Source organism: Nocardia rhizosphaerae, assembly GCF_042650365.1.
Lineage (GTDB): Bacteria > Actinomycetota > Actinomycetes > Mycobacteriales > Mycobacteriaceae > Nocardia > Nocardia rhizosphaerae.
In genome coordinates this window covers 153,346-178,745 of record NZ_JBHSBA010000006.1, presented here as the reverse complement: position 1 = coordinate 178,745, position 25,400 = coordinate 153,346, and the positions used below count along the sequence as shown (strand labels likewise).

Genomic DNA, 25,400 nt, shown 5'->3' with positions numbered 1-25,400 from the left:
GCATGAACAGTATCGACCGCCGTTCCTTTCTCCGTTGTTCCGCGCTGACCGGCGCCGCGCTCGGCGGGGCCGGGCTGCTTGCCGCCTGCGGCAGCAGTTCGGGGAGTTCCGCGAACGGTTCCAGCGATGACGGCTCGAAATACGGGCGGGTCGCGGTGCAGTTGTCCTGGTTGAAGAACATCGAATTCGCGGGCGAGTATTTCGCGGATTCGCGCGGATATTTCCGGGACGCGGGATTCGGCTCCGTGGATCTCATCGCGGGTGGTGCGGCGAGTACCTCGGTGGAGGCCGGGCTCGATACCGGCAAGGTGTGGATCGGACTGTCGGCGCCGCAGACCACCGCGCCCGCGATCCTGGAGGGCCTGCCCGCCAAGATCGTCGGCGCCACCTTCCAGAAGAATCCGTTCGCGATCGTCTCCTCGGCAGGGAAGCCGATCACCTCACCGGCGGAGATGAAGGGCCGCAAGATCGGCGTGCAGGACACCAACCAGCTGATCTTCAACGCCCTGCTCACCGCCAACGGCATCGCTCCTGGTGAGGTGACCATCGTGCCGGCGCAGTACGATCCGACTCCGCTGGCCAACGGCGAGGTCGACGGCTGGGTCAGCTATGTGACCAACGAGCCGATCACGCTGGCCGCCAAGGGATTCGCCAACGAGCACTTCCTGTTCGCCGACTTCGGGTTGCCGCTGGTCGCCGAGACGCTGACGGTCACCCAGTCGACCATCGACAACGAGCGCGACAAGCTCAAGGCCTTCCTGATCGCCGAGATCAAGGGCTGGCGCGACGCCGTCGCCGATCCGGCCGAGTCGGCGCGGCTCGCCGTCGAGGTCTACGGCAAGGACCAGGGCCTGGAACTGGCCGAGCAGACCGAGGAGGCGATCGCGCAGAACGGCCTGGTGGTGTCGCCCGAGACCGAGGTCAACGGGCTGCTGTCGATGAGCGACGCGCTGATCGAGCAGAACATCGCCGCGCTGCGCACCGCGAAGATCGACATCACCGCCGAGCAGCTGTTCGACCTGTCGATCCTGCGTGAGGTCTACGCCGAGAACCCCGACCTGATCAGCGGTTAGATGGCCATGCCGACCGTCGCGGCGCCGTAGTCGCGGCGGGCGGCGAGGCGAAGGCCCGCACGCCAGGCCAGGAAGTCGGCGGTGATGAAGACCGCGGTCTCGGCGGGCGTGCGCGGGCCGGACTCGAGGCCCGCAGGCACGTGCAGCCGAGCCAGGGTCGGCTCGTCGAAGCCGCCCGCCCGCAGGTCCTCGAGGCGGCGGGCCTGGTCGGCGGGCGAGCCGAGCGCGGCGAGATAGCCCAGTTCGGGCAGCCGCAACGCGACGGTGAGCAGCGGGATCTCGAAGCGCGGCTCGTTGGCGAGCACCACGATGCCGGTGCTGCTGTCGATCTCGCCCGCGGCCGCGAGTGTGTTCAGGTAGCGGTGCGGCCAGTCGACGACCACCTCGGCGCCGGGGAACGAGGCGGGGTCGGCGAACTCGGGGCGCGAATCGCAGATGCTGACCCGGTAGCCGATCATCCGCGCCTGCGCGGCGAGGGTGGCGGCGTAGGCGTTGGCGCCGAAGATGATCAGGCGCGGCGGCGGGCAGAACGAGGAGACGAACAGGTCCGATTCGGGCAGCGCGACGAGCTCGGTGGCGTGTTTACGGTCGGTGACCAGATGCTGACCGATCACATCGGGATCCTGATTCCACACGACCGTGAACACGGTGACCCGGCGATGGGCCTGGATATCGGCGGCGATGGCGGGGAATTCCGGGAAATCGCGGCAGGAGAACGGTTCGACGAAGATATCGACGAGCTGGCCTTCGTCGGCAACCGATTCCATTCCGGTGATCAGGCTGTAGCGGCGTAGTTGCCGTACCCCGGTCTGCGCGGCCTCGAGAGCCGCGGCGTAGACGGTTTCCTCCAGTCGCCCCGACGCGATGGAGCCGAACACGCCGCCATTGGGAGTGACGAGCATGGCCGACCCGATCGGCAGCGCGTCCGTGCCGATGGTGCGGACTACGGTGGCGAGGCCGCCGGTACGGCCCGAATGCCACACTCGCAGTAGGTCATCGACGATATCGCGCATATCTCAAATCTCCGATCACCGTGCGGCGTCTTCCGGGAAATCGCGATCGGTCCCTGTCGCCAAGTCGTCGCACGTGACGCACACCATATCCTGTCTACCGCCCAAATAGGAACCGGCTCCGTAATCGCCTACGGCCATCGCTGAAATGGCGTCCCAGTGCTTGTTCTCTATCACAGCGGGATGGCCAGGTGTGTCGTGAAACACAGCGCGAGCGAGGCCGGTCTCGCTCGCCGCGGCGGCCGCGACGACCCTGGCGACCACGTCGCCGGTGATATCGGGAATGTCGACGGGCAGGAACGCCACATACCGCGTGTCCGCCTCGGTGGCCGCAACCAGTCCGGCGCGGACCGTGGCCGACAGGCCGGTCGCCCAGTCCGCCACCCAGCGCCAATCGACATCCGGCGGCAGTCCGAGCGGTGCCGGGTCCGGCCCGCTGGCGCCGAGCAGCACGATCACCGGATCGCAGCCACCCCGGCGCAGGGCGGTGACCGCGGTCCGCAGCCAGCCGCCGTCGGCGGCGAGTGCTTTGGGTTTGCCGTACCGGGTGCCTGCGCCCGCCGCGAGGACGATGCCAGTGCACGAGGGGTGCGCTGGTGGCGGGGTGCTCGGGGACATGTTCGCGAAGGTAATCACCCCATGTTGCCGGTCGATTACGGCAGGGGAGCGCACCGGCGACGACACGCCGACGTGACCGACCGCACAGCGCTGGCGGCGGCCCGGCGATGGGGTGATGCTGGATCGATGACAAGCGAAGGGGTAGGCCTCGCGGATTTCCACGAGCTCTCCGAATCGGATGCCGAAGCGGCATTGCTTACCTGTTGCTCGGCGCCGCGCTGGGCTCGTCAGGTCGCCGCGGGCAGGCCGTACCCGAGCGTGGACGCCCTGCTCGCCGCGGCCGACGCGGCGCTGACGGAGCTGACCGAGTCCGAGATCGACGAGGCGCTGGCCGGGCATCCCCGGATCGGGGACCGGCCGACCTCGGCGGCCTCGGCCCGCGAACAGTCCGGGGTGTCCGGCGACACCGTGCTCGCGGCCCTGGCCGAGGGCAACCGCGCCTACGAGGCGAAGTTCGGCCATCTGTACCTGGTGTGCGCGGCGGGCCGGAGCGGGGCGGAGCTGCTGGCCGTGCTGCGAGCCCGGCTCGACAACGATCCGACGACCGAAAGGCAGGTCATGCGAACCGAATTGGCGAAGATCAACCGCTTGCGTCTCACCCGGCTGGTGGCGTCGTGACCAGCCTCAGTACCCACGTGCTCGATGCCGTGCGGGGCGTACCCGCGGCGGCGGTCGCGGTCTGGCTCACGCACGGTGAGCGGCGGCTCACCGAGGCGCTCACCGATGCCGACGGCCGGGTGAAAGAACTTGCCGCCGGGCTCAATCCGGGTGACTACCGGCTGTACTTCGACACCGGCGGCTACTTCGCGGCACAGGGTGTCGAGACCTTCTACCCGGAGGTCTGTGTCGCGTTCACGGTGGGTGAGCAGCCGCATCTGCATGTGCCGCTGTTGTTGTCGCCGTTCGCCTATTCCACCTACCGAGGGAGCTGAGTACCCCGATGCCATTGACCGGCCAGATCGAGCTGACCGACCACCGCTACGGCAAAGCCGAGAACCGGGTGGTTCGCTTCACCAAGGAGAACGCGCGCCACGAGATCAGGGATGTGAACGTCTCCACCACCCTGCGCGGCGATTTCGCGGCGGCCTACACCGAGGGTGACCAGCGCCACGTCCTGCCGACCGACACCCAGAAGAACACCGCGTTCGCCTTCGCGAAGGATCCGGGTCTGGACACCGTGGAGGACTACGCGATCGCGCTGGCCACGCACTTCGTCGACACGGTCGAGCCGGTGTCGAGTGCCCGCATCGACGTGGAGTGCTTCGGCTGGCGGCGGGTATCCATCGACGGCGCCGAGCACGAGCACACCTGGGTGCGGCAGGGTCCGCAGGTGCGCACCGCCGCGGTGACCGTGGCAGGCGCGGGCGCGCAGCGGCGGACCTGGGTACTCGGCGGGATCAAGGACCTGGTGCTGCTCAAGTCCACCGGCTCGGAGTTCGCCGGCTTCCTCGTCGACGAGTACACGACATTGGCTCCCACCCACGATCGGGTGCTCGCCACCTCGCTGGACGTGCAGTGGCGATTCGCCGAGCACAGTGGATTCGACTGGGACGAGACCTACACCGGCATCGAGGCCACCCTGCTCGAATTGTTCGCCACCACCTACTCCAAGGCGCTGCAGCAGACCCTGTACGCGATGGGAACCGCTGCGCTGGAAAGGTTCCCGATGCTGGCCGAGATCCGGCTGACCGCGCCGAACAAGCACCATTTCGACTACGACCTGGCGCGGTTCGGGATCGAGAACGCCGGTGAGGTGTTCTGGGCCGCCGACCGCCCATACGGGTCGATCCACGCCACGCTCCAGCGCGCGGACGCGCCGGAGGCGGGGATCGCATGGCAGCCGTGAGCGCGCCCGACCTGCTGATCGACGGGTGCGCCGTGGTGACCGTCGACGGTGCGGGCACCGAGTACCGCACCGGCTGGGTGACGGTGCGCGGCAACCGGATCGACGCGCTCGGCGCGGGCAGGCCGCCCGCGTTCGGGCCGGAGGTGGCGCGGATCGATGGCCGCGGCTGCCTGCTCACGCCGGGGCTGGTGAATACCCACCACCACCTGTATCAGTGGGTCACCCGTGGGCTCGCCGCCGACAACACGCTGTTCGAATGGCTCACCACGCTGTATCCGGTCTGGGCGCGCATCGACGAGAAATCGGTGCGGGTGGCTGCGGCGGGTGCGCTGGTATCGCTGGCCCGCAGCGGGTGCACGACGTCCTCGGATCACCACTACGTGTTCCCGCGCGGCGGCGGCGACCTGCTCGCCGCGGAGATCGGCGCGGCGGAGGCGGTGGGGCTGCGGTTCCACCCGGCGCGCGGCTCGATGGATCTTGGCCGCAGCCAGGGCGGGCTGCCACCCGACGAGGTGGTCGAGTCGATCGACGACATCCTCGCCGCGAGCAGCGCGGCGATCGAGCAGTGGCACGATCCGTCCGCCGACGCGATGGTGCGGATCGCGCTGGCACCGTGCTCACCGTTCTCGGTGACCGCCGAGCTGATGCGCGAATCGGCGGCGCTGGCCAGGTCGGCAGGGGTACGCCTGCACACCCACCTGGCCGAGACCGTCGACGAGCAGGAATTCTGCCTGGCGAACTTCGGCTGCACCCCCGCCGAGTACATGGAGCGGTTGGGTTGGGTCGGGCCCGATGTCTGGTACGCCCATGCTGTCCACCTCGACGATCCGGCCATCGCGGGGATGGCACGCACGGGGACCGGGGTGGCGCACTGCCCGACCTCCAACGGCAGGCTCGGTGCCGGCATCGCCAGGACCGCCGACCTAGTCGCGGCCGGTGTGCCGGTGGGGCTCGGCGTCGACGGTGCGGCCAGCAACGAGTCGAGTTCCATGGTCGAGGAGCCACGCAACGCGCTGCTGTACGCGCGGGCCGCGGGCGGGCCGCGCGCGATGACGGTGCGGACGGCGCTCGAGCTGGCCACCATGGGCGGGGCCAGGGTGCTCGGCCGGGCGGCCGAGATCGGGTCCATCGAGCCGGGCAAGCTGGCCGACCTGGCGCTGTGGCGCCTGGATACTCCCGCACACGCAGGCATCGACGATCCGGTCGTCGCGCTGATTCTCGGCTCGCCGCCGCCGCTGGCCGCGCTGCTGGTGAACGGGCGGGAAGTGGTGCGCGACGGGGTGATGACGACCGTGGACGAGGAGGCGGTGGGTGCCGAGGTCGCCAAGGCGCAGGCCGTTCTGCTGGCGGGTGGATGAGTCCACCCACGTCGTCGGGGCGCGTGAACTGCGACGATGGCGGATTCGGCGCACACTGGATGGCATCCGCCGGGTTAACCGTCCCGCAATGCGGGCCGGGTATCGCGCAACATCGTGGCAACTCACGGCACCTACCGTGGCTGGTGAGGTTAGCGAGGTGAATGTGGATCTGGATACCGTTCGGGAGGTGGTTCTCGCCCGCGAACGCGCCGATCTGGCCCAGCTCGGCGCGGACACCGCGGTCCTGGCGGGCGGGACGTTCCTGTTCTCCGAACCGCACGATCACCTCGCGCGGCTCGTCGACATCACCGCCCTCGGCTGGGCTCCGCTGCTCGAGCGCGGTGACGGGCTCGAGATCGCCGCCACCTGCACCCTCGCTCAGCTGGCCGGGGCCGGTTCAGGCCGGGAGCTCGGTACCGCCGTTTTGCGGCCGGGGTGGCCTGGCACCGCGCTGTTCGCGCAGGGCTGCCGGGCGCTGCTGGCTTCGCACAAGATCTGGCGGACGGCGACCGTCGGCGGGAACGTGTGCCTGTCGCTGCCCGCCGGTGCCGTGCTCGGCGCGCTGGTAGCGTTGGACGCCGCCGTGGTGATCTGGCCGCGTGGCGGCGGCGAGCGGCGGATTCCCCTGCGCGAGTTCGTGACCGGACCTGGGGAGAACGTCCTGGCTGCGGGCGCGGTGGTGCGTTCCTTCCTCGTCCCGAGCTCGAGCTTGGTGGCGCGCACCGCTTTCCGCAGGATCGCGCTGGCTCCGGTGGGGCGTTCCGGTGCGGTCGTGATGGGTAGGCGAGATGCGGACGGCCAGTGCGCGATCACCGTCACCGCCGCGACGACGAGACCCGTTGTCCTCGACTTCGCGACCGTGCCGACTCCCGTCGAGCTGCGCGAGCAACTCGACGAGCTGGAGCAGGACCTGTGGTTCGACGATCCGCACGGCACCCCGGACTGGCGCCGTCACGTGACCGGACTGCTGGCGGCCGAGGTGGCCGCCGAACTGAGTGAGTCGCGGTGAGCGTGCGATGCCGACAACCGGTTCGCCATGAGCGCGGGAGGTGACGCCATGCGGATGGAAGTCGACGGCAAGTCGGTGGAGGCCACCGCGCGTCCCGGCCAGTGCCTGCGCACGCTGCTGCGGGAACAGGGCGAACTCGCCGTCAAGAAGGGCTGCGACTCCGGCGACTGCGGGGCGTGCTCGGTCCTGCTCGACGGCGACCCGGTCCACTCCTGCCTGATCCCCGCCTATCGCGCAGACGGCCGCACCGTCACCACCGCCGCCGGGCTCGCGGACGGGGAGGCCCCGAACCAGGTGCAGCGTGATTTCGTCGCGAACGCGGGGTTCCAATGCGGGTTCTGCACCGCCGGAATGGTGGTCACCGCAACGGGTCTGGCTGCAGCCCGGCCATCCTCCGACGCGGCGGCGAGCGATCGGATCCGCGGCTCCGCCGATCCTGCCGCCATCTCGGCAGCGGCAGGCGCCGGCTCGTCCTCGGTCGCCGAACCCGAACTGGCCGAGCTGATGAAGGGAAACCTGTGCCGCTGCACGGGCTACCGCGCCATCACCGATGCCCTCTCCTGTGCGCGCCTGTGCACAACCCGGACCTCGCCCGAATCCGAACCAGTGTGGCAGCGCGATGGCCGGCGTTTCGGGTCAGGTCGGGTCGGGGACGGTGTCGTGGCTCCGGCGGGGGAGCGGATCGTGCGGGGCGCCGAGGAGTTCACCTTCGACGTGGTGCCGGGCGCCGGCGAGCGGATGCCGCCGGTCGCGCCGTGGCATCTCGCGGTGCTGGCGAGTCCGCATCCACACGCGCGCGTGCTGTCCGTCGATACCGCTGCAGCCGAGGTGATTCCGGGCGTTCGGCGGGTGCTCACCGCCGCCGACGCGCCGGGGACGGCGTTCTCGACGGCGCGGCACGAACTGCGCGAGGACGATCCGGACGACACCTTCGTCCTCGACGCGACGGTGCGGTTCGCCGGTCAGCGGGTGGCCGCCGTTGTCGGCGAGACCCTGGACGCGGCGCGGGCGGGCGTGCGAGCACTGCGGGTCGAGTACGAGGTACTGCCCGCCGTCTTCGATCCCGAATTCGCCCTGCGCGCCGACGCGCCGAAACTGCACGCCGACAAGCCGGACACGGCTCGCATCGCCGACCCGGAGCACAATCTGGTCGCCGAGATCCACGGCGGGGTCGGCGAGGTCGACGACGGCGTGGCCGCGGCGGCGAAAGTGGTACGCGGCGTGTGGCATTCGCCGCGAGTCCAGCACGTCCACCTGGAAACACACGGCGGCATCGGCTGGCTCGACGACGCGGGCAGGCTGGTCGTGCGGTCGAGCACCCAGGTGCCGTTCCTGGTGCGCGACGAACTGTGCCATGTGTTCGGGCTCGACCGGGACCGGGTGCGGGTGTTCGCGGCCAGGGTCGGCGGCGGGTTCGGGGCGAAACAGGAGATGCTGGCCGAGGATCTGATCGCCCTCGCGGTCCTGCGCACCGGTCATCCGGTGCAGTACGAGTTCACCCGCACCGACGAGTTCACCGCGGCCACCTGCCGTCATCCGATGCGGGTAGCGGTGACCGCGGCCGCCGACGCGGACGGCATCCTCACCGCCCTCGCCGTCGACGTGCTCGCCGACGCGGGCGCCTACGGTAATCACAGCGCGGGCGTGCTGTTCCACTCGGTCGGCGAATCGGTGGCGGTGTACCGCTGCCCGAACAAGCGGGTCGACGCGCGAGCGGTGTACACCAACAACATTCCCTCCGGCGCGTTCCGTGGCTACGGCCTCGGCCAGGTGATCTTCGGCGTCGAATCCGCCATCGACGAACTCGCCCGCGAACTCGGCATCGACCCGTTCGAATTCCGCCGCCGCAATGTGGTGGTGCCCGGCGACCGGTTCACCGGCGCCGAAGTCGACGACGGCGATCTGACCTTCGGCAGCTACGGCCTCGACCAGTGCCTCGACACCGCCCAGCGGGCGCTGCGCAGGGGCAACGGCGCCACCGCGCCCGGCCAGGACTGGCTGGTCGGTGTGGGCATGGCGGTCGCCATGATCGCCACGATTCCGCCGCGCGGTCATTACGCCGACGCCACCGCGAGCCTGCGTGCCGACGGTTCATACGAGATCGGGGTCGGCACCGCCGAATTCGGCAACGGCACCACGACCGTGCACACCCAGCTCGCCGCGACCGCCCTCGACACCACAGCCGACCGGATCCGGGTCCGGCAGTCCGACACCGATGTCGTCGGCCACGACACCGGCGCCTTCGGCTCCACCGGAACCATGGTGGCGGGCAAGGCCGTCTACGCGGCGGCCCTCGAACTGCGCGCGATGCTGCTGGCCAGGGCCGCGAAGGTGAGCGGACACCCGGAACGCGACTGTGTACTCGAGGCGGGCGGGGTGCGCTGCGGTGCGCGGCTGCTCACCGCGGCGCAGTTGCTCGCCGACGGCGAACTGCTCGCCCATGGCACGCACGCCGGCACTCCGCGTTCGGTGAGTTTCAATGTGCACGCGTTCCGGGTCGCCGTGCGCGCGAGCACCGGGACGGTGCGCATCCTGCAGTCGATCCAGGTGGCCGACGCGGGCACCGTCGTCAACCCGGTGCAGCTGCGCGGACAGGTGGAGGGCGGGGTCGCCCAGGCCATCGGCACCGCGCTCTATGAGGACATGCGCACCGAAAGGGGGGTGGTGACAACCAGGACCCTGCGCCACTACCACGTCCCCCAGTTCGCCGATCTGCCACGCACCGAGGTGTATTTCGCCGAAACCTCCGACGAGTTGGGTCCGCTGGGTGCCAAATCTATGAGTGAGTCACCGTACAACCCGGTCGCACCGGCACTGGCGAACGCGATCCGCGATGCCGTCGGTGCCAGGCCGGACCGCTTGCCGATGACCGCCGACCGGGTGTGGCGGATCATCCAGAAAGGAGCCGCCGGGTGAACTCCCACCTGCCCGAGCACATCCACGCCAGGATCGACGCCGTCCTCGACGCGGTCGACGCCGAGCTGAAGGCCCGCTATCCAGGCGCGAGCGACCGGGTGCAGCCGGTGCACACCGCCTATGTCGGCGCCGACCGGGCCACCGCCACCACCCCCGCCGACTGGGGCGCCGCCGCCGTCGACCTGCTCGACCGGCACGCCGGCTTCCTCACCGGGCTCGACGCGACGGGCGCGCTGCCCGCCGTCCGCCGCAGACTCACCGAGCAACCGGTGCAGGACATGCGCATCGACTTCGAGGACGGTTACGGATTCCGCGCCGACGACGAGGAGGACGAGGCAGCCGTCGCTGCGGGTAAGACGCTCGCGAGCTGGGTGGGGCAATCCGGCGCGCCGTCCACGTTCGGGGTGCGGATCAAAGGGCTGGCCGCCAACGAGCGCAGGCGTGCCCTGCGCACCCTCGACCTGGTCCTCGACGTCGCGGGTGGGGTGCCGCCTGGCTTCGTCTTCACGGTGCCGAAGATTCGCGCGGCCCAGCAGGTAGCCGCCATCGCCGACCTGTGCACCGGGCTCGAGCGCGGGTACGGACTGCCCGACCACACCCTGCGCTTCGAACTCCAGATCGAGAGCCCACAGGCCATCATCGCCCCCGACGGCACCGCGCCGATCGCCAGGATGCTCCAGCTCGCCGACGGGCGTTGCAGCGCGCTGCATTTCGGCACCTACGACTACACCGCCGCCTGCGGCGTCGCCGCCACCGACCAGGCGCTCGACCACCCGGCGGCGGACTACGCCAAGGCCGTGATGCAGGTCGCCACCGCCCAGACCGGGGTGTGGATCTGCGACGGCTCCACCCAGATCGTGCCCGACGCCGACCCGGAGGCCGCCTTCGCCAACCATCACCGGCTGGTCGCGCGGGCGCTGCGGCGCGGCTACTACCAGGGCTGGGACATGCATCCCGGCCACCTGATCACCCGCTGGCTGGCCACCTACGACTTCTTCCGCGCCGCGGTCGATATCGCGGTGCCGCGGCTGCTCGCCTATCTGGACCGGCGCTGTGGCGGGGTGCTCGACGAACCGGCCACCGCGGAAGCGCTCGCCACCACCGTGCTGCGCGGGCTGCGCTGCGGCGCCGTCGCCGCCGACGAGCTCGGCGGCGAACTCACCGTGGGGGTACTGACGGCGCTGGTCGCCCGCGAGGACGCGCGATGACACACCGGGGAGTGCCAGGGCATCGGCAGGCCAACGCCATGCGGCTCGGGCGATGTCGTGCCAGGACGACCGCGGCGCGACGCTGATCCGAGTCGTCGCGCGGCGATACGCCCTTCGGCTGTACCCATCGCGGGCGCGAGCCCGCCGCACCCTTAGGAGGCAACGGTGTCGACACACCTGCGCGGCGACGATTTCACGCTGCTCCCCGACCTGGCGGTTCGATCCATCGGCGGCTCGGTGATCTGGGCGAACGACGAGTTCTTCGCCGAGAAGGAGAACCTGATCAACCCGGGACCCGCCGAGTACCGGCCCTCGACCTTCGGCCACAAGGGCCAGATCTACGACGGCTGGGAGACCCGCAGGCATCGGGGCAGGCCAGGCGACGACAGCGCGATCGTCCGGCTCGGCGTGGGGGGTGTCGTCCGTGGCATCGTCGTCGACACCGCCTGGTTCACGGGCAACTTCCCGCCCGAGGTCTCGGTGTCGGCGCTGGCGATCGACGGCTATCCGCCCGCCGCGGACATCGCCGCACGGACCGACTGGGTACCCCTGCTCGAACGGGTGAAGGTGGGCGGGGACAGCCGGAACCCGTTCGCGATCGACGACGAGAACCGCTGGACCCATCTGAAACTCACCATGCACCCCGACGGCGGCATCGCCCGGCTGCGCGTGCACGGCGAGGGCCGACCCGACCCCGCCCTGTTCGGCCTCGGCCCGCTCGACCTCGCCGCCCTGGAGAACGGCGCCCTGGTCCTCGACTGCTCCAACCGCTTCTACAGCTCGCCCAACCAGCTGCTCTATCCCGGCCTGGCCAGGGTGATGGGTGACGGCTGGGAGACCGCCCGCCGCCGCGACGACGGAAACGACTGGGTGCGAATCAGATTGGCGGGTCCCGGCGCGATCCGGCTCGCCGAGATCGACACCTCCTGCTTCCTCGGCAACAGCCCCGGCGCCGCCGCGCTCACCGGATTCACCAGCGACGGAACCGAAGTCGAATTGCTGCCGCGGACCGAGCTGCTGCCCGACACCAGGCACCGCTTCGCCCTGACGCCCGCGGCCGCCTCGGTCGAGGAGGTCCGGCTCGACATCTATCCCGACGGCGGGTTGGCCCGCCTGCGGCTGTACGGGGAGCTGGGCGCATGACCGGACCGCGTGATTTCGTCGGCTACGGGCCGACTCCGCCGGACCCGCGGTGGCCGGGCGACGCGCGCATCGCCGTGCAGTTCGTCCTGAATTACGAAGAGGGCGGGGAGAACAACGTCCTCGACGGATCGCCGCATTCGGAGACCTTCCTGTCCGAGATAACCCCCGCCGAAGCGTTCCCGAACCGGCACATGAGCATGGAATCGCTGTACGAGTACGGCTCGCGCGCCGGCCTGTGGCGGGTGCTGCGCGCGTTCGAACGTCGCGACCTGCCGCTCACCATCTTCGCGGTGGCCCGCGCCATGCAGCGCAATCCCGAAGCGGTGGCGGCCTTTTCCGAGCTCGGCCACGAAATCGCCAGCCATGGCCTGCGCTGGACGTCGTATCAGCTCACCGACCGCGAGACCGAACGCGCCGATCTGGCCGAGGCGGTGCGCATCCTCACCGAGCTGACCGGGGCGGCACCGCTTGGCTGGTACACCGGCCGCGACTCCCCGAACACCCGTGAATTGGTCGTCGAGCACGGCGGTTTCGTCTACGACTCCGATTCCTACGCCGACGACCTGCCGTACTGGACCGAGGTGAACGGCCATGACCACCTCGTTGTCCCGTACACCCTCGACACCAACGACATGCGCTTCGCCTCACCAGCGGGATTCCCCAGCGGCGAACAGTTCTTCGCCCACCTGCGCGACGCCTTCGACGTGCTGTATCGCGAAGGGGCCGAAGGCAGCCCGAAGATGCTCTCGGTCGGCCTGCACTGCCGCCTCGCGGGTCGCCCGGCCCGCACCGCGGCGCTGGAACGTTTCCTCGACCACGTCCAGACTCACGAGGGGGTCTGGATCACCCGCCGCATCGACATCGCCGAACACTGGCGCAGGGTGCATCCACCGAACGCCTGAGACGCCGATCGCCCCGCGTCGAGGCACGCGGGGCGATCTCGCTGCGAGGTCTTCCGTGCGTCAGCCGAACAGGGCACGGACGAACGGGATGGAGTCGGCGAGTGAGGCGTTGACCGCGCCGTCGTGGTCGGTGGGGTAGGTGCGGACGGTGACCGGTTCACCGGTGGCGGTGAGCAGGGCCGCGTAGCGCAGGGTTTCGGGGGTGATCACGTCGGTGTCGTAGAGCCCGTGTCCGAGGAACATGGGCCGGTCGTAGCCGGATTCGGGCAGGCCCATGTAGCGGGTGAGCAGGCCGTGCAGGTCGGGGACGGTCGACAGCGGGCGGCTGAAGAAGCCGCCGATCGACGGCTTCGCCGCGGCCAGTTCCTCGCTGAGGGGACCGATGCACAGAGTGGTCGCGCGGTCGAGCCAGGTGCGGCCGGAATCGGTGAGCAGGCCATCGATGTCCAGGTCGGGGAAGGTGGTGCGCAGGCCGTGCAGGATGTAGAGCACGTAGGCGGCCAGGTGTGAACTGATCGCGACGGGAGGCATGCCGGGGCCGACGAATTGGGCGACGTCCTCGATATAGGCGGGCACCCCGGTGCCGACCGCGCCGCGGTAGTCGAGTTCGGGGCCGAACTCGGTGGCGTAGCGGGCGGTGAACACCGCGGCGCCACCGCCCTGGGACTGGCCGACCACGACCCACTCGGTCGACAGCTCGTCGTAGCGGCTGGTGGCGGCGCGCACCGCGTCGACCACATTGTGTGCCTCGACGACGCCGTTCAGATACGGGTGCTCGCCCGGTCCGCCGAGGCCGGCGTAGTCGGCGGCGACCACGGCGTAGCCCTCGCGCAGCCAGGTGCCGAGGTAGGCCCAGTCGCGCTGGACGGCGGCCGGTCCGGCCACGCTGTAGGCGCAATCGTCGGCGAGGCCGACGGTGCCGTGCGCCCAGGCGATCACCGGCCACCCGCCCTCTGGCGCCTGGCCTGCCGGGAAGTACACGGCCGCGCTGGTCGTCGTCGGGGCGTCACCGACGGTGGTGGAGCGGTAGATCAGGCGCTCGGCCCACGCCGAACCGGGCAGGGTGGCCGCCGCCGACAGTGGCTCGGCGCCGAGCACGGTCCCTGGGCCGCCAGGCTGCGCGTTCGCTGTCACGGTCGGCGCCAGACCCATCGTCGCGGTCGCGGCGAGCAGCAGCGCGAGCTTCGAAATCCTCATGCGGATACCTTCGCGTCTATGCGGTCGCCTGTCCAGGACAGCGGACGATCAGGGCTGTCCGAACACTACTCGCCGAAATGGTCGCGATCGCGGCCGATCGGCGAATAAGTGTGCGCGCAGCCTGGTGTTCGCGTCCGCCGGGACAGGTGCGACGGGCGCGCAGGTCAGCGGCGCGCCCGTCACACACCCGACTACTCGGGAACGGCCAGCCGCAGCAGCACCGTCTCGCCGGTGTTGTCCTCGACCCCGTCGTTGTCGGTGACGACGTAGAGCTTGCCGCCCGCGATCGCCATGCCCTCGACCTTCTCCTGCACCCAGCCGTTGCCCGCGGCCAGCTCCGGGATCAGGTCGAGCGCGAGCTGCTTGTCGAGCACGGTCGGTGCGGCGGTGCCGCGCACGCCTGCCTCGCCGGGGATCCGGACGCGGTAGACGGCCTTCACCGTGGCGGCGGGACCGCTGAGCTTGTCGCGTTCGACGATCAGCAGCGAGTCACCGTCGACGACGATCTCGGACAGGCCGATCCAGTCGCCCTCGGTGGTGGTGCGCTCGAGCTGGTAGCCGTACCACTGCCATTCGCCGGACGCGGGCAGGTACTTGCCGATGCGGGCCACCCCGTCGGGATCGCCCTTCACCTCGCGTTGCAGCACCACCCACACCGCCTCGGAATCTCCCGAGCCCTGGACCGCGACACCCTCGAGCCCCTGCTTGCCGAGGCCGGCGGCGATCTCGGCGGGCAGGGCGACGCGCTTGTCGATCGCGCCGTCGGCCGAGACCTGGATCAGCTCGTTGCCCGGCCCCTCCTTGCCTTCCACCGCGAGGTAGAAGCCGCCGTCGGCGCGGGCGCTGAGACCTTCGATGTCGAGCTCGACCGGCTTGCCGTTCTCGGTGACCGGGATCTCGGTGTCGATCACCGCGGGGTGGGTCGAGGCGTCGACGCCGAGGATCCGCGCGGGGCCGAAGGCGATATCGGTGGCGGTGTAGAGCCGGTCCGCGGCCTTCGGGTCGGCGCTGAGCGCGCCGAGCGCACCCCAGCCGATCGGCGCGCCGTCGGCGTCGGCGGAGGCGATGGACGGGAAGCCGGGCTGCTCGGCATCGGCGAACTCGGTGCCGTAGCCGTAGAGCGTCACGGTGGCCCGCATCCCGATCTCGGCGTCGTCGGCCTCGGATGACACCGCGAGCAGGTTGCGGGACGGGATCGGGAGGATGCCCTCCGGGCCGATCGTGGTCGGCAGGATCTGCCGGAACTTCGGCGACTTCGGATCGGACACGTCGTACACGGCGACGAAATTGCTGCGCTCGGAGCCGACCAGGACCATCGGCTTGCCGTCGAGCTCGGTCACCGCCAGCCCCTCGGGCTCGGCGCCCTTCTTGCCTGCGCGGTCTTCGATGTGCAGGCCGGTGCGCACGGCCAGCTGCTCGAAGGTGTTGCCCGCGTCGAACACCACAGCGCCGGACTTCGCGTCGAAGATCGTCCAGCCGCGGCTGCCGCCCTTCCAGTCGCCCTCGTTGGCGGTCACGACGTGGTCGTCGCCGATCCAGCCGATCGAATCCGGCTCGCGGGGGACGTCGGTGATCTCGCCGGTCTGGTCGATGGTGCCGTCTTTGTCGGTGTCGATGCCGTCGACCGAGGCCGTGCCCGCGGTGAACAGCGAGCGCACCGTGGCCGAGGCGGCGTCGATGATCGCGATCCCGTTGTTCTCCTGCATGGTGACCGCGAGTTCGCCGCGGCCGTTGAAGCTCACGTACTCGGGCTCCAGGTCCTGCGGCGCGGCGATACCGGCGGCCGCGGCGGCGGCTTCGTCGATGCGCACCTGGCGGGCCGACCACTGTTGCGGGGCGTCGCCGATGGTCAGGATCTGCACGAACCCGGTGGGCGGCTGGGGCAGATCGCCTTCCTCGGCGCCTTCCGGGGTGAAGCTCTCGTCGCGCTGGTTCTCCATCGCGATAGCGGCGAACTTGCCGTCGGCGCTGATCGCGATCGAGTCCGGCTGGCCGCCGAGGTCGATGCTGTGCACCTTGCTGCGGTCGCTGATCTTGATCACGTCGACCCGGCCCGACGGCGCGTCGAACTTGCCGCCGCTGCTGTCGATCACGACGAGCACGTAGTCGCCGACGACGGCGACCGAGGTGGGCTGGTCGTCGGCGTTGCCGAGCTGTTCGAGCGAGACCGAGCCCGCGCCCTTCGGCGCGGCCGGGTCGGTGAGGTCGAGGAAGCCGATCCGCTTGCCCGCGGCGTCGGTGTAGATCAGCGTCTTGCCGTCCTCGGTGACCGCGGAGATCTCGGCGACGGTCTCGTCCTCGGCCGCGACGCCGCTCGGCACGTTCTGGAACACGGGGTAGGTGGCCAGTCGGTGGTAGCTGGTCGCCGCGTCCGATGCCCAGCCTTCGGCGGCGGGCAGTGCCGCGGTGTCGGTGTCATCGGAGCCGCAGGCGGCGACGGCGACGGTCAGGGTCGCGGCGACGGCGAGTAGCCGTGCCTTCCTCATCTTGTGCAACTGGTGTGCCTTCCTCGAACGCTGCTCTCACCGGGGCGAGAATCCCGGCGACAGTTGCGCACCCGCGTGAACCGGGAGTGGCGGCGGCGTGAATCGCGCGCGGCGAGCCGGTGCCGTGCGGGTCAGGGCGGTTGGTGATGACACGCACACCGACACGGCGCGGCGTGCGGTGTGAAACGACTCACAGGGTGCACGGTATGGGTGTGTCCGATGGGGGACCGCCGATGATCGCTAACAGTACGGGCGTTATGCTAAAACTCCTGGTCAGCGCTACCAGTCGGTACGGTCGATGCTTGCAATCAACCCGCAAATTTCGCAAAGTTAGCAATCGCGACGGCAAACCTAGCTGAGATTCACATAAGCAACAGGTAGACGGCTATTTCCTGGTGTGCCATCGTGTGGAAGTACACCCCTCAGGCATTGGCTAGTCCTAGCAAGCCTGCAAATCGCTCGAGCAGTACGAGTCGCGCAACCGAAGGCTCTCAGCCACCGGTTCATTCACGGCCCGGACCGCAGGGCACCGACCACACCGAGGAAGTGGAGTCAGAGATGTCGACTGTCGGCACCCCGAAGACCGCTGCGGAGATCCAGCAGGATTGGGACACCAACCCGCGCTGGAAGGGCATCACCCGCAACTACACCGCCGAGCAGGTCGTCGCCCTGCAGGGCAACGTTGTCGAGGAGCACACCCTCGCCCGCCGTGGCGCGGAGATCCTGTGGGACCTCGTGAACAACGAGGACTACATCAACTCCCTCGGCGCCCTCACCGGCAACCAGGCCGTGCAGCAGGTCCGCGCCGGCCTGAAGGCCATCTACCTGTCGGGTTGGCAGGTCGCCGGTGACGCGAACCTGTCCGGCCACACCTACCCCGACCAGTCGCTGTACCCGGCCAACTCGGTGCCGCAGGTCGTTCGCCGCATCAACAACGCGCTGCTGCGCGCCGACGAGATCTCCAAGGTCGAGGGCGACGAGTCCGTCAAGAACTGGCTGGCCCCGATCGTGGCCGACGCCGAGGCCGGCTTCGGTGGCGCGCTGAACGCCTACGAGCTGCAGAAGGCGATGATCGCCGCCGGTGCCGCCGGTGTCCACTGGGAGGACCAGCTGGCGTCGGAGAAGAAGTGCGGCCACCTCGGTGGCAAGGTGCTGATCCCCACCCAGCAGCACATCCGCACCCTGACCTCCGCGCGTCTGGCCGCCGACGTCGCCGACGTGCCTTCGGTGATCATCGCCCGCACCGACGCCGAGGCCGCCACCCTGCTCACCACCGACGTGGACGAGCGCGACCGTGAGTTCCTGGACGGCACCCGCACCGCCGAGGGCTTCTTCGGTGTGAAGAACGGCATCGAGCCCTGCATCGCGCGTGCCAAGGCCTACGCCCCCTACGCCGACCTCATCTGGATGGAGACCGGCGTGCCGGACCTCGAGGTCGCGCGCAAGTTCGCCGAGGCCGTCCGCAGCGAGTTCCCGGACCAGCTGCTGGCCTACAACTGCTCGCCGTCCTTCAACTGGAAGGCGCACCTGGACGACGCGACCATCGCGAAGTTCCAGCGTGAGCTCGGCGCGATGGGCTTCAAGTTCCAGTTCATCACCCTGGCCGGCTTCCACTCGCTCAACTACGGCATGTTCGACCTGGCGTACGGCTACGCCCGCGAGGGCATGACCTCGTTCGTCGACCTGCAGGAGCGCGAGTTCAAGGCCGCCGCCGAGCGTGGCTTCACCGCCATCAAGCACCAGCGTGAGGTCGGTGCCGGCTACTTCGACACCATCGCCACCACCGTGGACCCGAACACCTCGACGGCTGCCCTGAAGGGCTCCACCGAAGAGGGCCAGTTCCACTGAGTCATCGGCCGCGCGGGCGCGGCGTGTTCGCCGCCCCGAAGGGCCGCCGCCGAGCGCTCGGGACTCGTGCCTTCGGCACCTGCGCTTCGAGCGCTCGGCGGCGACCCGGCGGCGAACGGGGCTCCTCGAGGTCGCCCGCGCCGGGTCGTCTTGAGTAGCACCGCATTTCCTCTACTCCGGTAGGGGTGTACGCCCTCCCCTGTCGATCAGCCCCGACAGGGGAGGGCATCCCTATACTTTGGGTACTTCGGGTCGCAGACCCCCATGGTTTTCGGCCCGTCCCCGGCTCTGGACTGACCGGAGGGCGCGACGAAGGAGTGCCCGTAGGGAGGGAAGAGCCGGGGCTTAGGGCCGAAAACCCGCGGCGCCAGCCGCCAAAATTACAGGAGCGGGACGTGAGCAGCGAGAAGATTCAGCGCGTCGGCATCATCGGCGCCGGACAGATGGGCGCGGGCATCGCGGAAGTGTGCGCACGCGCGCACGTCGACGTCCTCGTCTACGAGACCACCCGTGAACTCGCCGCCGCCGGTCGTGCGCGGATCCTGCGCTCGCTGGATCGTGGCGTGAGCAGCGGCAAGATCACCGAGCGCGAGCGCGAGCAGGCGGCCTGGCGGCTGCGCTTCACCTCCGACCTCAGTGATTTCGCCGATCGTCAGCTGGTCGTCGAGGCCGTTGTCGAGAACGAAGAAGTCAAGACCGCCATTTTCAGCGAGCTGGACAAGGTCGTCACCGACCCCGACGCCGTGCTGGCCTCCAACACCTCCTCCATCCCGATCATGAAGATCGCGGTCGCCACCGCCAACCCCGAGCGCGTGGTCGGCCTGCACTTCTTCAACCCGGTTCCGGTGCTGCCGCTGGTGGAGCTGGTCACCACGCTCAAGACCAGCGAGGCCGTCGCCCAGCGCGCCGAGCTGTTCGCCGCCGACGTGCTCGGCAAGCAGGTCGTTCGCTCGGCCGACCGCTCCGGCTTCGTCGTCAACGCGCTGCTGGTGCCGTACCTGCTCTCGGCTATCAGGATGGTCGAGTCCGGCTTCGCCACCAAGGAAGACGTCGACAAGGCCATGGTGCTCGGCTGTGCCCACCCGATGGGCCCGCTGGCGCTGACCGACCTGGTCGGCCTCGACACCGTCAAGTCGATCGCGGATTCGATGTACGCGGAGTTCAAGGAACCGCTGTACTCGGCGCCGCCGCTGCTGATGCGCATGGTCGAGGCTGGTCTGCTCGGTAAGAAGACCGGCGCCGGTTTCTACCAGTACGGCAAATAGGTTTGCTACCAGGAGGCCACCGTCATCACCCAGCACGCGATGACGGTGGCCTTCGGGCTTTTCGGGGGTGTTTGCAGGGGGAACGGCGAAGGGCCGTGCTCGCGGCCTAAGCTGCTGTAAGCCGGGTGCGCTCGCGCGGCCCGGCGCTATGTCGAGCGCAGCAATGCGCGGTGAGCCGGTTCGCGCCGGGTGTCCGCGCAGGTGATCGAAAGGGAGTATCGGCGGTCATGGTCAACGTCACCGATGGATTCGGGTCGAGCGTTCTCGGATACCCGAGGATCGGTCCGCACCGCGAGCTCAAGCGCGCGCTCGAGGCTTACTGGCGCGGGTCGCTCGAACGCGAGGAACTGCTCGCGGTGGGTCGCGATATCCAGGAGCGCCAGTTCGGCGAGCTCGCAGCGACCGGTCTCACCCAGGTTCCCGGCAACACCTTCTCCTTCTACGACCACATTCTCGACAACGCCCTGCTGTTCGGTGCGGTCCCGTCCCGGTTCGAGAAGTACCGCGATGGCATGGACCCGCTCGACTTCTACTTCCTGATGGCCCGCGGCAACCCCGATGTGCCGCCGCTGGAACTGGTGCGGCTGTTCGGCACCAACTACCACTACCGCCAGCCCGAACTGGACACCGACACCACCTTCTCGCTACACCCCGAAGCCCTGCTCGACGAGTGGGACCGGGCGATCGCGCGCGGGATCGAACTGCGGCCCGTCGTGCTCGGCCCGGTGTCGCTGCTGCTGCTGTCCAAGGCCGGTCACGTCCCTGGCGAGGCCGAGTTCGACACGCTGAGCCTGCTCGACAAGCTGCTGCCGGTGTACGAGGAACTGTTCGAGATCCTCGCCAAGCGTGGCTCCACCTGCGTGCAGCTCGACGAGCCCTGCTTCACCGGTGAGCGTTCCGAGGCCGAGCTGGCCGCGTTCGAGAAGGCCTACCAGCGACTGTCGAAGGCGCCGCTGCGCCCGCGTATCCTGGTCACCGGCCAGTACGGCGATTTCGGTGAGGCGCTGCGCATCCTGGCCGCCAGCAATGTCGAGGCCATCGGGCTCGACCTGGCCTCCTACCGGATGGCGCCCGAGGAGCTGGCCGCGATCCCCGGCATCAAGCGCAAGCGGATCTACGCCGGTGTCATCAGCGGCACCAACGTGTGGCGGGCCGACCGCTACGTGACGCTGACCTACCTGCAGTCGATCGCGCAGGTGTGCCCCGACCTGGTGGTGTCCACCGGTACCACGCTGCTGCACGTGCCCTACGACGTGCTCGCCGAATACGACATCGACGGCAATGTCGCCGACCGGCTCGCCTTCGCCAAGCAGAAGGTGGGCGAGGTGGTCTCGCTGGCCAAGGCGCTCACCGAGGGCCCGTCGGAGAAGTGGCGCAAGCGGCCGACCGAGGTGCACTTCAAGCAGAAGCACGCGGTGCGCCAGCGGGTCTACGCCATCACCCCGGACATGCGGGAACGCGAACCCTACGTGGAGCGCAGGGCCGCCCAGCAGGAACGGCTCAACCTGCCGCCGGTGCCCGCCACCACCCTCGGTTCGTTCCCGCAGAGCGGTAAGCTGCGCCAGGCTCGCCACGAGGTGGACCAGGGCAGGCTGTCCGAGCAGGACTACCGCAAGCAGGTCGAGGCCGAGATCGAGGCGACGATCCGCCTGCAGGAGGACATCGGCCTCGATGTGTTCGTGCACGGCGAGCACGAGCGCAACGACATGATCCAGTTCTTCGCCGAGCAGCTCGACGGCTTCGCCACCACCCGCTTCGGCTGGGTGCAGGTGTACGGTTCGCGCTGCGTGCGGCCGCCGATCGTCTACGGCGATGTGGCCAGGCCCGCGCCGATGTCGGTGGACTGGACCAGCTACGCGCAGTCGCTCACCGACCGGCCGGTCAAGGGCATGGTGACCGGTCCGGTCACCATGTTGGCGCGGTCCTTCGTGCGCCAGGACCAGCCGCTCTACGAGACGGCCGATCAGGTGGCGTTGGCCATCCGCGACGAGGTGGTCGACCTGGAGAAGGCGGGCATCGCCATCATCCAGGTGGACGAGCCCGCCATCCGCGAGCTGCTGCCGCCGCGTCCGCAGGGGCGCGAGGAGTACCTGCGCTGGGCGGTCGGTGCCTTCAAACTGGCCACCTCCGGTGTGCGCGCCGACACCCAGATCCACACCCACATCGGCTATTCCGGCCGCACCGAGGTGGTCGACGCGATCGAACAGCTCGATGCCGACGTCACCGCGATCGTGGCCACCCGCTCGATCGAATGGGTCATGCAGGCGCTCACCGAGGACGCCGCCACCGGCCACGGCCTCAGTCACGGCGTCGGCCCCGGCGTCTACGAGAGCCGCTCCGCCCGCATCCCCGACATCGACGAACTCGACGAACTCCTCACCAGGGCCGCCGAAGCCGTGTCGCCCGAACGTCTCTGGGCCAACCCCGACGGTGGCCTGAAGACCCGCCACTACTGGCAGCTGGAGCCGTCGCTGCGCAATATGGTCGCCGCTGCCCGTCGCGTCCGGCGCAGGGCACTGGCCGCCGCGGCGGAATCGACCGCCGCGGAATAGTTCACCGGCGAAAGGGCGCATCGCATCGCGGTGCGCCCTTTCGCCGTTCTACGACGTCAAGATCCCTGAACCCCAGCGTTCTTCGGCTCGGCCGACGACAGTTCGCTGTCGGTGGCATCGACCACGGTGGTCAATAGTGGTAGCGCGCCCGGGCGATGAGGACGGTGTCACCGGATACGGCGGATACCGGTTTCGAGCTGTGCGATTCCCTGAGCGAGACGTGCGGCGTTGGCAGGGGAGCGCATCAAGTACAACGTTTCTCGCAGCGAGTTGTACTCGTCCTCCGAGATCAGGACGGCATTGCCTTTGCGGCTGGTGATATGGATGGCGACGGCATCGTCGTTGACCTGTTCGATCAGTGGGTACAGGCTCGCGCGTGCCTCGCTGGCGGAGATGCTGGTCATCGGCCACTCTTTCGATGCCCGATATGGTGCCGGGTTGTGGTTCGAGTTGCCTATTCGTTCGATTCGGAGGTGGGGCGTTTGTGGTCGCCGCGCTTCTTTTTCGGCGGCGTCTCGGTGTCCTCGGCGACCTCGTAGCGGCGGACGTAGGCGCCTGCGAAGCCCTGGATTGTCGCGGTGACCGGGATGGCGAGGAGCGCGCCGGTGGGGCCGAGTAGGGCGGCGCCTGCGATGACCGCGCCGAATGCGACCGCCGGGTGCATGTCGAGGGTGGTGGCGGTGATGCGTGGCTGTAGGACGTAGTTCTCGAATTGCTGGTAGCCGATGATGAACAGCAGGATCCACAGTGCGGTGATCGGGTCGTTCACCAGGGCGACCAGGACCGGGAGGGCGCCTGCCAGGTAGGTGCCGACGGTCGGGATGAACTGGGAGACCACGCCCACCCACAGGGCGAGGGCGAAGGCGGAGGGCACATCGAGCACTCGCAGCGCCACATAGTGGGCGATGGCCGAGCACAGGGCGAGCAGGGCGCGGGAGTAGATGTAGCCGCCGGTCTTCTCGACGGCGATGTCCCAGGCCCGCAGTACGTGCTTCTGCTGTCGTGGTGGCAGCAGCGAACACACCCAGGTGCGGAAGCGCGGCCCGTCGGCGGCGAAGTAGAAGGTGAACAGCAGAACGCCGAGCATCTGGAAGATCGCGCCGATCGCGACCGTGCCGATGCCCCAGACGTTTCCGGCGAGGCCGACCAGGTAGCCCTCGATCGTGGAGCTCCACTCCGAGGCGTACTTGGTGAGGTCGTTGCCGGACAGGTTCTGGTCGAACGTGGTGTTGATCCAGTCGACGAGCGACTGGACGTAGCCTGGCGCGTCCTGCACCAGCATGGTCACCTGGCTCACCAGCAGCGCGCCGAGCGTCCAGACGAACGCGATGATCACCACCAGCATCACGCTGAACACCAGCCCGGTGCCCGCGCCGCGCCGCACCCCGCGCGCGGCCAGCCAGTTCACCGCGGGCTCGATCGCGAAGGCGAGAAACAGCGACACCAGCAGAACGGTGAGCAGCCCCTGCATCTTGGCGAGAATCCAGAACGCCGCGATCAGGCCGGCGACGGCCAGCACGGCGTAGAGCAAGGCGCGCGGGAGCCAGCGCGGCGGGGTGCGCGTGGTCCACAGCGGCGGCAACGGATCCGCCGCGGCCGGAACCGGCTCGGCGGGACCCGATGTCGATGCGTCGTCGGCAGCCACGTCGTAACGGTACCGAGAACGACCGACAACCACCGCGCGGCGCGCGAACTTCAACCGCCCGCCCGCACCACACGGCCTCGGCCCCGGATCAGCGACTCGAGCGCGCCAGCGCTCCAATAAACACCGCAGCCCACCCACTCAACTCAGCCCCGCACGACCCGACCTCGAGGAGGGTCCGCCGACGAAGTCGACGGGACCCAAGGGGGCCGCGACTCGAGCGCGCCAGCGCTCAAATCGACGCAGCGTCGATCACGAAGCGGTATTGCACGTCGCTGGCGACGACCCGGTCGTAGGCGGAGTCGATTTCGTCGGCCGAGATCACCTCGATCTCGGCGCCGATGCCGTTGGCGGCGCAGAAGTTCAGCATCTCCTGGGTCTGGGCGATGCCGCCGATCGTGGATCCCGCCAGGGAGCGGCGGAGGGAGGTGAGGCGGTGGCCGGGGACGCTCATCGGCTGATCGGGCAGGCCGAGGATCACCAGGGTGCCGTCGAGGGCGAGCAGCCGCAGGTAGTCGTCGATCGGCAGGTTGGCCGAGACGGTGTTGATGATCAGGTCGAACGAGTTGCGCAGTTGCCGGAAGGTGTCTTTGTCGCTGGTGGCGTAGTAGTGGTGGGCGCCCATCCGCAGGCCGTCGTCGCGTTTGCGCAGCGACTGGCTCAGCACGGTCACCTCGGCGCCGAGCGCGGCGGCGATCTTCACCCCGACGTGCCCGAGCCCGCCCATGCCGATGATCGCGACCTTTTTGCCCGGCCCAGCGTTCCAGTGCCGCAGCGGCGAATACAGGGTGATGCCGGCGCACAGCAGTGGCGCGGCCACGTCGAGGCCGATCCCCTCGGGAATGGCGACGACGAAGCTCTCGGTCACCACGATCTGGGTGGCGTACCCGCCCATCGTGTATCCGCCGGGCTGCACCGATTCGGCGACAGGGGTGTTGTAGGTCCAGGTCGCGCCGTTCGCGCAGTATTGCTCGTCGCCGGCCAGACACGGCGCGCAGGTGCCGCAGGAATCGACGAGGCAGCCGACACCGACCCGGTCGCCCACCTGGTACTTGCGCACCGCCGAACCGACCGCGGCGACGATGCCGGCGATCTCGTGGCCGGGCACACAGGGATATTTCGCACCACCCCACTCGTCGCGGGCGGTGTGGATGTCGGAGTGGCAGATGCCCGCGTACTTGATGTCGATCAGGACATCGTCGGGGCCGAGTTCGCGGCGCTCGATGGTGACCTTCTCGAAGGACCCGTCGGCGGCGGGCATGGCGTAGGCGGCAGCGTTGCTCATGAGTCATGCCTACCCGCGCATGCGTCGTTTGCCAACCGGTGC

At 69.3% G+C, this 25,400-nt stretch carries 20 protein-coding genes; 13 read left to right on the top strand and 7 right to left on the bottom strand.

Going from position 1 to position 25,400, the window contains the following annotated elements:
- Positions 1-2: 2 nt before the first annotated feature.
- Positions 3-1,073 carry an ABC transporter substrate-binding protein gene (locus tag ACFOW8_RS14255; RefSeq protein ID WP_378551070.1) on the top strand — a complete coding sequence of 357 codons (1,071 nt, stop codon included), beginning with the start codon at positions 3-5 and terminating at the stop codon, positions 1,071-1,073.
- On the opposite strand, the gene ACFOW8_RS14250 is transcribed toward ACFOW8_RS14255, so the two are convergent.
- Both ACFOW8_RS14250 and ACFOW8_RS14245 read right to left on the bottom strand, forming a co-directional pair.
- Positions 1,070-2,086 (bottom strand): XdhC family protein, encoded by a 1,017-nt coding sequence (locus ACFOW8_RS14250; RefSeq protein WP_378551069.1) that lies wholly within the window; start codon positions 2,084-2,086, stop codon positions 1,070-1,072. The two genes, ACFOW8_RS14255 and ACFOW8_RS14250, sit on opposite strands and share 4 nt — an antisense overlap.
- 15 nt (positions 2,087-2,101) lie before the next feature.
- Positions 2,102-2,701: a nucleotidyltransferase family protein gene (locus tag ACFOW8_RS14245; RefSeq protein WP_378551068.1), complete on the bottom strand. Its 600-nt coding sequence runs from the start codon at positions 2,699-2,701 to the stop codon at positions 2,102-2,104.
- 126 nt (positions 2,702-2,827) lie between these two features.
- On the opposite strand from ACFOW8_RS14245, the gene uraD reads away from it, so the two are divergent.
- The 9 genes from uraD to puuE all read left to right on the top strand — a co-directional run bounded on the left by uraD (position 2,828) and on the right by puuE (position 13,083).
- Positions 2,828-3,319, top strand: a complete 492-nt coding sequence (gene uraD / locus ACFOW8_RS14240; RefSeq protein ID WP_378551067.1) for a 2-oxo-4-hydroxy-4-carboxy-5-ureidoimidazoline decarboxylase — start codon at positions 2,828-2,830, stop codon at positions 3,317-3,319.
- Positions 3,316-3,633, top strand: coding sequence for a hydroxyisourate hydrolase (gene uraH / locus ACFOW8_RS14235; protein WP_378551066.1), 318 nt, complete (start codon positions 3,316-3,318; stop codon positions 3,631-3,633). The genes uraD and uraH overlap by 4 nt, the downstream gene beginning before the upstream one ends.
- A gap of 8 nt (positions 3,634-3,641) precedes the next feature.
- A complete protein-coding gene (gene pucL / locus ACFOW8_RS14230) occupies positions 3,642-4,547 on the top strand; it encodes a factor-independent urate hydroxylase (RefSeq protein ID WP_378551065.1) in 906 nt (301 codons plus the stop codon).
- Positions 4,535-5,905, top strand: coding sequence for an 8-oxoguanine deaminase (locus tag ACFOW8_RS14225; RefSeq protein ID WP_378551064.1), 1,371 nt, complete (start codon positions 4,535-4,537; stop codon positions 5,903-5,905). The genes pucL and ACFOW8_RS14225 overlap by 13 nt, the downstream gene beginning before the upstream one ends.
- Before the next feature lie 157 nt (positions 5,906-6,062).
- On the top strand, positions 6,063-6,914 hold the full coding sequence (locus ACFOW8_RS14220; RefSeq protein ID WP_449289771.1) for an FAD binding domain-containing protein: 852 nt from the start codon (positions 6,063-6,065) through the stop codon (positions 6,912-6,914).
- Positions 6,915-6,962: 48 nt separating this feature from the next.
- Positions 6,963-9,830 carry a molybdopterin-dependent oxidoreductase gene (locus tag ACFOW8_RS14215; RefSeq protein WP_378551063.1) on the top strand — a complete coding sequence of 956 codons (2,868 nt, stop codon included), beginning with the start codon at positions 6,963-6,965 and terminating at the stop codon, positions 9,828-9,830.
- Complete coding sequence (locus ACFOW8_RS14210; protein WP_378551062.1) at positions 9,827-11,038, top strand: DUF6986 family protein; 1,212 nt, start codon at positions 9,827-9,829, stop codon at positions 11,036-11,038. The genes ACFOW8_RS14215 and ACFOW8_RS14210 overlap by 4 nt, the downstream gene beginning before the upstream one ends.
- 165 nt (positions 11,039-11,203) lie before the next feature.
- The gene (alc, locus tag ACFOW8_RS14205; RefSeq protein ID WP_378551061.1) at positions 11,204-12,181 is read left to right on the top strand and encodes an allantoicase; all 978 of its coding nucleotides are present in this window, start codon (positions 11,204-11,206) and stop codon (positions 12,179-12,181) included.
- Positions 12,178-13,083, top strand: coding sequence for an allantoinase PuuE (puuE, locus tag ACFOW8_RS14200; protein ID WP_378551060.1), 906 nt, complete (start codon positions 12,178-12,180; stop codon positions 13,081-13,083). Before alc ends, puuE begins: the two co-directional genes overlap by 4 nt.
- 60 nt (positions 13,084-13,143) lie before the next feature.
- Here puuE and ACFOW8_RS14195 read toward each other — a convergent pair whose 3' ends face one another.
- Entirely contained in the window at positions 13,144-14,280 is a 1,137-nt protein-coding gene (locus ACFOW8_RS14195; protein ID WP_378551059.1) for a lipase family protein, read from the bottom strand.
- 191 nt (positions 14,281-14,471) lie between these two features.
- Positions 14,472-16,766 (bottom strand): esterase-like activity of phytase family protein, encoded by a 2,295-nt coding sequence (locus ACFOW8_RS14190; RefSeq protein WP_378551058.1) that lies wholly within the window; start codon positions 16,764-16,766, stop codon positions 14,472-14,474.
- Positions 16,767-17,324: 558 nt separating this feature from the next.
- Between ACFOW8_RS14190 and aceA the strand changes: the two genes are divergently transcribed.
- From aceA to metE, 3 genes are all read left to right on the top strand, one after another.
- Positions 17,325-18,614, top strand: coding sequence for an isocitrate lyase (gene aceA / locus ACFOW8_RS14185; RefSeq protein WP_378551057.1), 1,290 nt, complete (start codon positions 17,325-17,327; stop codon positions 18,612-18,614).
- Positions 18,615-19,009: 395 nt separating this feature from the next.
- Positions 19,010-19,879, top strand: a complete 870-nt coding sequence (locus ACFOW8_RS14180) for a 3-hydroxybutyryl-CoA dehydrogenase (RefSeq protein WP_378551056.1) — start codon at positions 19,010-19,012, stop codon at positions 19,877-19,879.
- A gap of 227 nt (positions 19,880-20,106) precedes the next feature.
- Positions 20,107-22,431: a 5-methyltetrahydropteroyltriglutamate--homocysteine S-methyltransferase gene (gene metE, locus ACFOW8_RS14175; protein ID WP_378551055.1), complete on the top strand. Its 2,325-nt coding sequence runs from the start codon at positions 20,107-20,109 to the stop codon at positions 22,429-22,431.
- A gap of 167 nt (positions 22,432-22,598) precedes the next feature.
- Here metE and ACFOW8_RS14170 read toward each other — a convergent pair whose 3' ends face one another.
- From ACFOW8_RS14170 to ACFOW8_RS14160, 3 genes are all read right to left on the bottom strand, one after another.
- Complete coding sequence (locus tag ACFOW8_RS14170) at positions 22,599-22,835, bottom strand: type II toxin-antitoxin system Phd/YefM family antitoxin (protein ID WP_378551054.1); 237 nt, start codon at positions 22,833-22,835, stop codon at positions 22,599-22,601.
- A gap of 50 nt (positions 22,836-22,885) precedes the next feature.
- Entirely contained in the window at positions 22,886-24,076 is a 1,191-nt protein-coding gene (locus tag ACFOW8_RS14165; protein WP_378551053.1) for an AI-2E family transporter, read from the bottom strand.
- A 229-nt stretch (positions 24,077-24,305) separates the two neighbouring features.
- Positions 24,306-25,358 carry an NAD(P)-dependent alcohol dehydrogenase gene (locus ACFOW8_RS14160; RefSeq protein ID WP_378551052.1) on the bottom strand — a complete coding sequence of 351 codons (1,053 nt, stop codon included), beginning with the start codon at positions 25,356-25,358 and terminating at the stop codon, positions 24,306-24,308.
- Positions 25,359-25,400 lie beyond the last annotated feature (42 nt).